3 protein-coding genes and 1 pseudogene are annotated in these 6,362 nt (G+C 71.7%); 1 reads left to right on the top strand and 3 read right to left on the bottom strand.

Going from position 1 to position 6,362, the window contains the following annotated elements; genetic code table 11:
• A pseudogene (locus tag DEP02_RS35905) lies at nucleotides 1–194 on the bottom strand (hypothetical protein); the annotation flags it as partial.
• A gap of 355 nt (nucleotides 195–549) precedes the next feature.
• Here DEP02_RS35905 and DEP02_RS24175 point away from each other — a divergent pair.
• Nucleotides 550–2,889: a transglycosylase domain-containing protein gene (locus DEP02_RS24175; RefSeq protein ID WP_112469794.1), complete on the top strand. Its 2,340-nt coding sequence runs from the start codon at nucleotides 550–552 to the stop codon at nucleotides 2,887–2,889.
• Nucleotides 2,890–2,976: 87 nt separating this feature from the next.
• Here the strand turns inward: DEP02_RS24175 and DEP02_RS24170 are convergent, their stop codons facing one another.
• Together DEP02_RS24170 and fomD are read right to left on the bottom strand one after the other, a co-directional pair.
• On the bottom strand, nucleotides 2,977–5,289 hold the full coding sequence (locus DEP02_RS24170) for an ATP-binding SpoIIE family protein phosphatase (RefSeq protein WP_112469793.1): 2,313 nt from the start codon (nucleotides 5,287–5,289) through the stop codon (nucleotides 2,977–2,979).
• 321 nt (nucleotides 5,290–5,610) lie between these two features.
• Nucleotides 5,611–6,315, bottom strand: coding sequence for a cytidylyl-2-hydroxypropylphosphonate hydrolase (gene fomD, locus DEP02_RS24165; RefSeq protein WP_112469792.1), 705 nt, complete (start codon nucleotides 6,313–6,315; stop codon nucleotides 5,611–5,613).
• Between the last annotated feature and the right edge of the window lie 47 nt (nucleotides 6,316–6,362).

Raw genomic sequence — 6,362 nt, 5'->3', positions numbered from 1 at the left:
GGGGGCCTGGGGGCGGAGCCGCCGGGCGGGCGGCCGCGGCGGGGCAGGGGGCCCGCGTTCCCCGTGAGCCGGCCGGCCTCCGCCAGGGCGCGGCGGAGCAGGAACTCGATCCGGGCGCGCGGCTGAGCATCCGCAACTCGTGTTCGGTCTCCAGGAGCGGTACTCGATGGCGATGTGGCGTACGGCCGCCTCAATCCGGGTGGAGACGACTCCAGGAAGTCGTCCGCATCGAAGGTGGCAGGCGCGCTGTCCCGTGCCTGCCACACCAACACCGCGGCCAGTTCTGCACGGGCGACAGGACTCCCCGCCTCCCCGTGGCTGATGACTCCGGCCGGCGATCGTTCCTGCCTGTCCGGGTGAGGGCATTTCATCGCCTCGGGACAACCTTCGGTCCCCCTGAAGCGTCGGTTCCTCCGGGGCAGGTGCTCATTCTCACGTCCGATAAGGGGCGAATCGGGGGCTCTTCGTCACAGACGTCGGTGTTAGCTTTCTGAGCTGACCTGCACCCACGTGAGTGACTGCCGAGACGGAAGCGGAGCGGACGGACCCATGGGACGAGCGGAAGAGAGACGAGCGCGGCAGCGTGGTGGCCGCCGCGCGGCGCCCAGGGGCTCGTCCGGGACACCGGCGGCCGGCATCGGCCCCGCCGGCGGCGGCAGGGCCGCGGCACGCAGGGCCGCCAGGCCGCAGAAGAGCGTCGTACGCCGGCTGTTCACCTGGAAGAAGATCCTCGGCACGTTCCTCGGCGCCTGCCTGCTGGGCATGGGCGCCTTCATCGTGCTGTACGTGCTGGTGGACATACCCGAGGGCAACGCCGACGCGCAGCGTCAGAGCAACGTCTACAAGTACAGCGACGGCAAGATCCTGGCCCGCACCGGCAAGGTCAACCGCGAGATGGTGGACCTGTCCAAGGTGCCCAAGGCCGTCCAGCGCTGCTTCGTCGCGGCCGAGAACAAGACCTTCTACACCGACCACGGCGTCGACCTGAAGGGCACCGCGCGCGGTCTGCTCAACACACTGTCCGGCAAGGGTGCGCAGGGCGGATCGACGATCACCCAGCAGTACGTCAAGAACTTCTACCTCAACCAGGACCAGACCGTCACGCGCAAGATGAAGGAACTGGTCATCTCGTTGAAGGTGGACCAGAAGATGAACAAGGACGAGATCCTCGCCGGGTACATCAACACCAGCTACTACGGCCGCGGCGCCTACGGCATCCAGGCCGCCGCGCAGGCCTACTACCGCGTCGACGCCAAGGACCTCAGCGTCGAGCAGGGCGCCTACCTCGCCGCCCTGATGCAGGCCCCCAGCCAGTACGACTGGGCCGTCGCGAGCGACAACGGCAAGGAGCTCGTGCAGCGGCGCTGGAACTACGTGCTGGACAACATGGTCGGGCAGGGCTGGCTGGACACCGCCAAGCGGCAGGCCATGAAGTTCCCCGTCCCCAAGGAACCCCGGCCCGCTCCCGGGCAGGAGGGCCAGAAGGGCTACCTGATCGCGCTCGCCAACCGCCAGCTCGAGCAGCAGCTGATGGAGGACCAGGGCCTGACCCAGGCCCAGGCGGAGCGGGCGGTCGAGGGCCAGGGCTGGAACATCATCCTGAACATCGACAAGAAGAAGCAGGCCGCACTGGAGAAGGCGGTCGAGTCGCAGCTGACCAGCAAGCTGGACCCGAAGAAGCGCAAGGTCGACGGGAACGTCCAGGCCGGTGCCGTCTCCGTCGACGCGAGGACCGGGCACATCGTCGCCCTGTACGGCGGCGAGGACTACTTCAAGCACTACCTGAGCAACGCCACCCGGCGTGACTACCAGCCCGCCTCCACCTTCAAGCCGGTGATCCTGGCCGCGGCCCTGGACCACGACGCCAAGACCCAGGACGGCCGGCCGATCACGGCGAACACGGTCTACGACGGCACCAGCGGACGCCAGGTCGTGGACAACGGCACCAAGGTCGGCTTCGGCCCGCCCAACGAGGACGACGTGAGCTACGGCGACGTCACCGTCCAGACGGCCATGAACCAGTCGGTCAACTCCGCCTTCGCGCAGATGGGCGTCGACGTGGGCATGGAGCAGGTGATGGGCGTCGCGGGCAAGCTCGGCATGGACACCAAGGGCATGCAGGCGGTGCCCGCCCAGACGCTGGGCTCCATGGGCGCGAGCCCGCTGGAGATGGCCGGGATCTACGCCACCCTCGCCAACCACGGCAAGAAGGTCACCCCGACCATCGTCAAGTCGGCCGCGCAGCGGGACCGTACGGTCAAGATGGCCGACCCGATCGGCGACCAGGCCATCAGCCGCCAGGCCGCCGACACGGTCACCTCGGTGCTGACCGGCGTGGTCGACGACGGTACGGCCAAGGTCTCGGTGCGGGACAACCCGCGGCGCGGCGGCCAGCAGGTCGCGGGCAAGACGGGTACGTCCGACGAGAACAAGTCCGCCTGGTTCGCCGGCTACACGCCGAAGCTGGTCACCGCGGTGGGCCTGTTCGGCGAGGATTCCAAGCCCCCCCACGCCCACACCACGCTGAGCGGCGCCACGGGCCTCATCCCGGGCAGCGGCCGTATCAACGGTGGTGGCTACCCCGCGCAAATCTGGGCCGAGTACACCTTCAGCGTGATGGGCGAGACCAGCAAGTTCGAACTGGACACCAAGCAGGGCGCCGCGATCCAGCCCTCGCAGACCCCGTCGGTCAGCGAGTCGCCCAGCGAGAGCCCGTCCGAGTCGCCCACCACCAGTGCCCCGCCGGTGTCCGAGACGCCGACCGAGAGCCCGTCCGAGTCGCCCACCACCAGTGCCCCGCCGGTGTCCGAGACGCCGAGCGAGAGCGCACCGGTCGGGGAACCGACGGCCGACGCCACCGACAGCCTGCTCAACCTCAACGGTCAGTGAGCAGCACGAAGGGGCGCCCGGTCCGTCCGGGCGCCCCTTCGGCGTGCTGAGCCGTGCTGAGTCGTGCTGATCGTCCCGATATCGGGGTCAGCGTGCCTGGTCGTTCCCGGCCGAGTGGTTGAGCTCGAACCAGACCACCTTGCCCGTGCTCAGCCGGGTCGCGCCCCAGCGCCGGGCCAGCTTGTTCACCAGGTACAGTCCGCGGCCGCCCTCGTCCGTGGCGCGGGCCTGGCGCATGCGCGGCAGCTGCGGCACGTCGTCGCCGACCTCGCAGCGCAGTACGTCGGTGCGCAGCAGACGGAGGGTGACCGGGCGGGAGGCGTAGCGCACGGCGTTGGTGACGACCTCGCTGACCAGCAGCTCCACGGAGTCGGTGAGCTCCTGCAGGCCCCAGCGGTCCAGCGCCTGGCGGGCCAGGCGGCGGGCCCGGCCGGGGGCGGAGTCCTCCGGTTCCAGGGACCAGTACGCCACGTCGCTCGGCGCGATGCCGTCGAAGCGGGCGGCGAGCAGCGCGATGTCGTCGTCCCGGTCGCCCGGGCCGAGCATGTCCAGGACCTCGTCGCACAGGGCTTCCAGGGGCGGCGGATGGTCGGGGCCGGTGAGCTGCGCGGTCGCCTGCAGCCTCTCGCGCAGCTGTTCTATGCCCGTCCATACGTCCCGCAGGCGCGACTCGACCAGGCCGTCGGTGTAGAGGAGCAGGGTCGCGCCGGCCGGGGCGTCCAGTTCCACGGCCTCGAAGTCGACCCCGCCGACACCGATCGGCGCGCCCGACGGCACCCGCAGCACCTCCGAACGGCCGCCCAGGTGCAGCAGCACGGGTGGCGGGTGGCCGGCGTTGGCGATGGTGATGCGGTGCGCGACGGGGTCGTAGACGGCGTACATGCAGGTCGCCATGCGGTCGGTGCCCAGGCGCTGCGCCTGCTCGTCGAGGTGGTGCAGCACCTCCTGCGGCGGCAGGTCGAGCCCGGCCAGGGTCTGCGCGGTGGTCCGCAACTGGCCCATGATCGCGGCCGAGGTCATGGAGTGACCCATGACGTCACCGACGACGAGGGCGACCCGGTTGCCGGGCAGCGGGATCGCGTCGTACCAGTCGCCGCCCACCCGCGCGGTCTCCGCGGCGGGCAGGTAGCGCGAGGCCAGCCGTACGCCCGTGGGGTGGGGCAGCGTCTCGGGCAGCATCGTGCGCTGCAGCTCGTCGGCGATGTACGCCTCACGGCCGTACAGCACCGCCTTGTCGATGCCCAGCGCGCTGTGCGTGGCGAGCTGGGCGGCGACCAGCAGGTCCTCGGGCTCGAACGCCTGACGGTCCGGGCGGCGCAGGAACAGCGCGGCACCGATGACACGGCGTCGGCCGCGCAGCGGGGCGAGGATGGCGCGCTGTCCACCGGGCACCGCCAACTCGGATCCCTCACCGAGGAGTTCGGCGAGGGCCACCTGAGCGGCGGCGGTGTCCGTGAACACCGGCCGTACGCCCCGCAGCACCTCGCCCAGCGCGCTGCCCGGCCGCACCTCGCACAGCTCGTTGGTCACCACCGACAGCTCCGCCGGCTGCTCCGGCACCGGCGGCGGCACGTACACGCCGTCGGTGTCGCGCTCCGCCGGGATCCGGTCGGTACGGCGCAGCCGCAGCACGAGCGGGCCCACGGGCCGCTCGTCGCCCACCGGCAGCGGTTCGCGCAGATAGACGAGGATCGCGTCGGAGAAGGTCGGCACGGTGGCCCGGCACAGGCCCATGACGATCTCGTCGAGGTCCATGCCGCGCGCGATCCGCCGCGTGGCCGCCCCCACGAACCGCAGCCGGTCCCCGTCCCGCCGCATGGGCAACGGCCGCCCGGGTGGCAGCCCTCGGCCGGTACGGCGCTCCTTGCCGTCGGGAGGCAAGCCGCGCCGGGCTCTGCGGTCCTGGCCGTCGGGCGCGCCCGACGCCGGGGGCGGCCCGGTACCCGTGCGGGCGGACGCGATGCCGCCGGGGGACTCGCCGTCGCCGGCCCCGCGGTCCGTGTTTCCGCCGCCGGTCCCGCCGCCGGTCGCCCCGCCTCCGGCGGACTCCGCCTCGGCTGTCACGGTTGTCACGGTCTCGGCTGTCCTGGTCTCAGGTGTCATGGGCCCCACGGCCGTCGCCTCCGCGGCCCTCGCCGCCGCGTCGGGCTGGGCCGGGATGCCCTCCGGCGCGGGACGCGGACGGTGGGCGCCGGACTCGGCGGACGCGGACTGGGAGTGCTCGGAGCCGGAGGCGCGCGCGGCACCGGCCGGACGCGAGGTGTCGTCGGCGGCGGCACGGGACTGTTGCGGTAACGCCGAGGCCCCCGAGACGGTCGGGGAACGCAGGAGTGCCCCACGGGCGTCCGTGGGGTCGGCGCCCGTCTGGGGGCGTTCGAAGGAGGTCGGCTGCTCCGTCACGCGTGTCGAATCCATCCGTCCGGGGCCGCGCGCCGGGCGCGCAGTTCGTCCCGCCGAAGACCCGATACCCGGAATACATGCCCCAGGAACGGATTTCCGGCGTGGTCAGAGGCTGTTCCTGTGCCACCGGCGAACCGTTCGTGGCCCGCACGGGTGTTGCCGTCGTACCCCTCGCTCACGTCCTGCCGCCCCTCGGTGACGTCCGGTCAGACCCGGCCTGCGGTCCGGGAGTTGCTCCTGAGCCTCGTTCGATCGTTCCGATCATTCCGATTGTTGCGGAGGACGATCCTACGTTTCCTGCCCGGGGGCACATCAAGGACCTCATGAGGCCATGTGTACGGGCGTATGGTCCCAGTCGTCCGGGAGTGACGGTACCGCCCAGGCGGGATCCGGGCGCCACTGCTGCCAGGACTCGCAGAACGGGGACCGCCAGGCGCGGATCGCCTCCACCGCGTCCCGGCCGGCGGCCTCGACCCGCCCGGCGAGCTCGGCGTCCACCAGCCCGTCGCGCTGCGCCTGCGCGAACTCGTCCTCGTCACGCCAGTGCCAACTGCGGTCCGGGTGCACGGAGATGTCCAGAAAGTGATCCTCGGAGTCGACTCCGCCCGCCCAGCGGGCGAGCGGCTCCTCCAGGTTGACGTACCAGTTCTTGAACCGCCAGCCCGGCTCCCAGAACAGCCACACCGACCAGGCATCGCCCGGCCGGGCCAGCTTCAGCACACCGGTGCCGGACCAGCGGTCGCGCCGCACGGTCCGCGGCTTGGTGTAGCGCGACGCGAGCGGCTCCAGGTGCACGGGGGTGCCGTCGGCGAGCACGGGCCTGACACACTCGGTGCCGGGCGCCAGCCATACGGCGAGCAGGTCCGGGTCGTCCCGTACGACGGTGACGGGGCGCACGATGTGGAAGCGCGCGCCGCCGTTCTCCCGGTACCGCCACAGGATCCGGCTGCCCGGGGCCCAGTGGGCCGCCGCACCGCCCGTGGCCGCGCGGGTGATCGCGCGTGTGGTCGCTCCGTCGTCTGCCATGTGCAGATTTTAGGTGCCCGGGGCACCTGATGCCGCCGAGGGCGTCA

Origin of the sequence: Streptomyces triticisoli (genome assembly GCF_003270085.1) — a bacterium.
GTDB classification, from domain to species: domain Bacteria; phylum Actinomycetota; class Actinomycetes; order Streptomycetales; family Streptomycetaceae; genus Streptomyces; species Streptomyces triticisoli.
The sequence above is the reverse complement of the archived record's forward strand: the minus strand, read 5'-3'. Positions and strand labels throughout refer to the sequence as shown.

Coding starts and splice junctions, on each gene's coding strand:
- DEP02_RS24175 (WP_112469794.1), top strand. CDS start 550: ATGGGACGAGCGGAAGAGAGACGAGCGCGGCAGCGTGGTGGCCGCCGC.
- fomD (WP_112469792.1), bottom strand. CDS start 6,315: ATGGCAGACGACGGAGCGACCACACGCGCGATCACCCGCGCGGCCACG.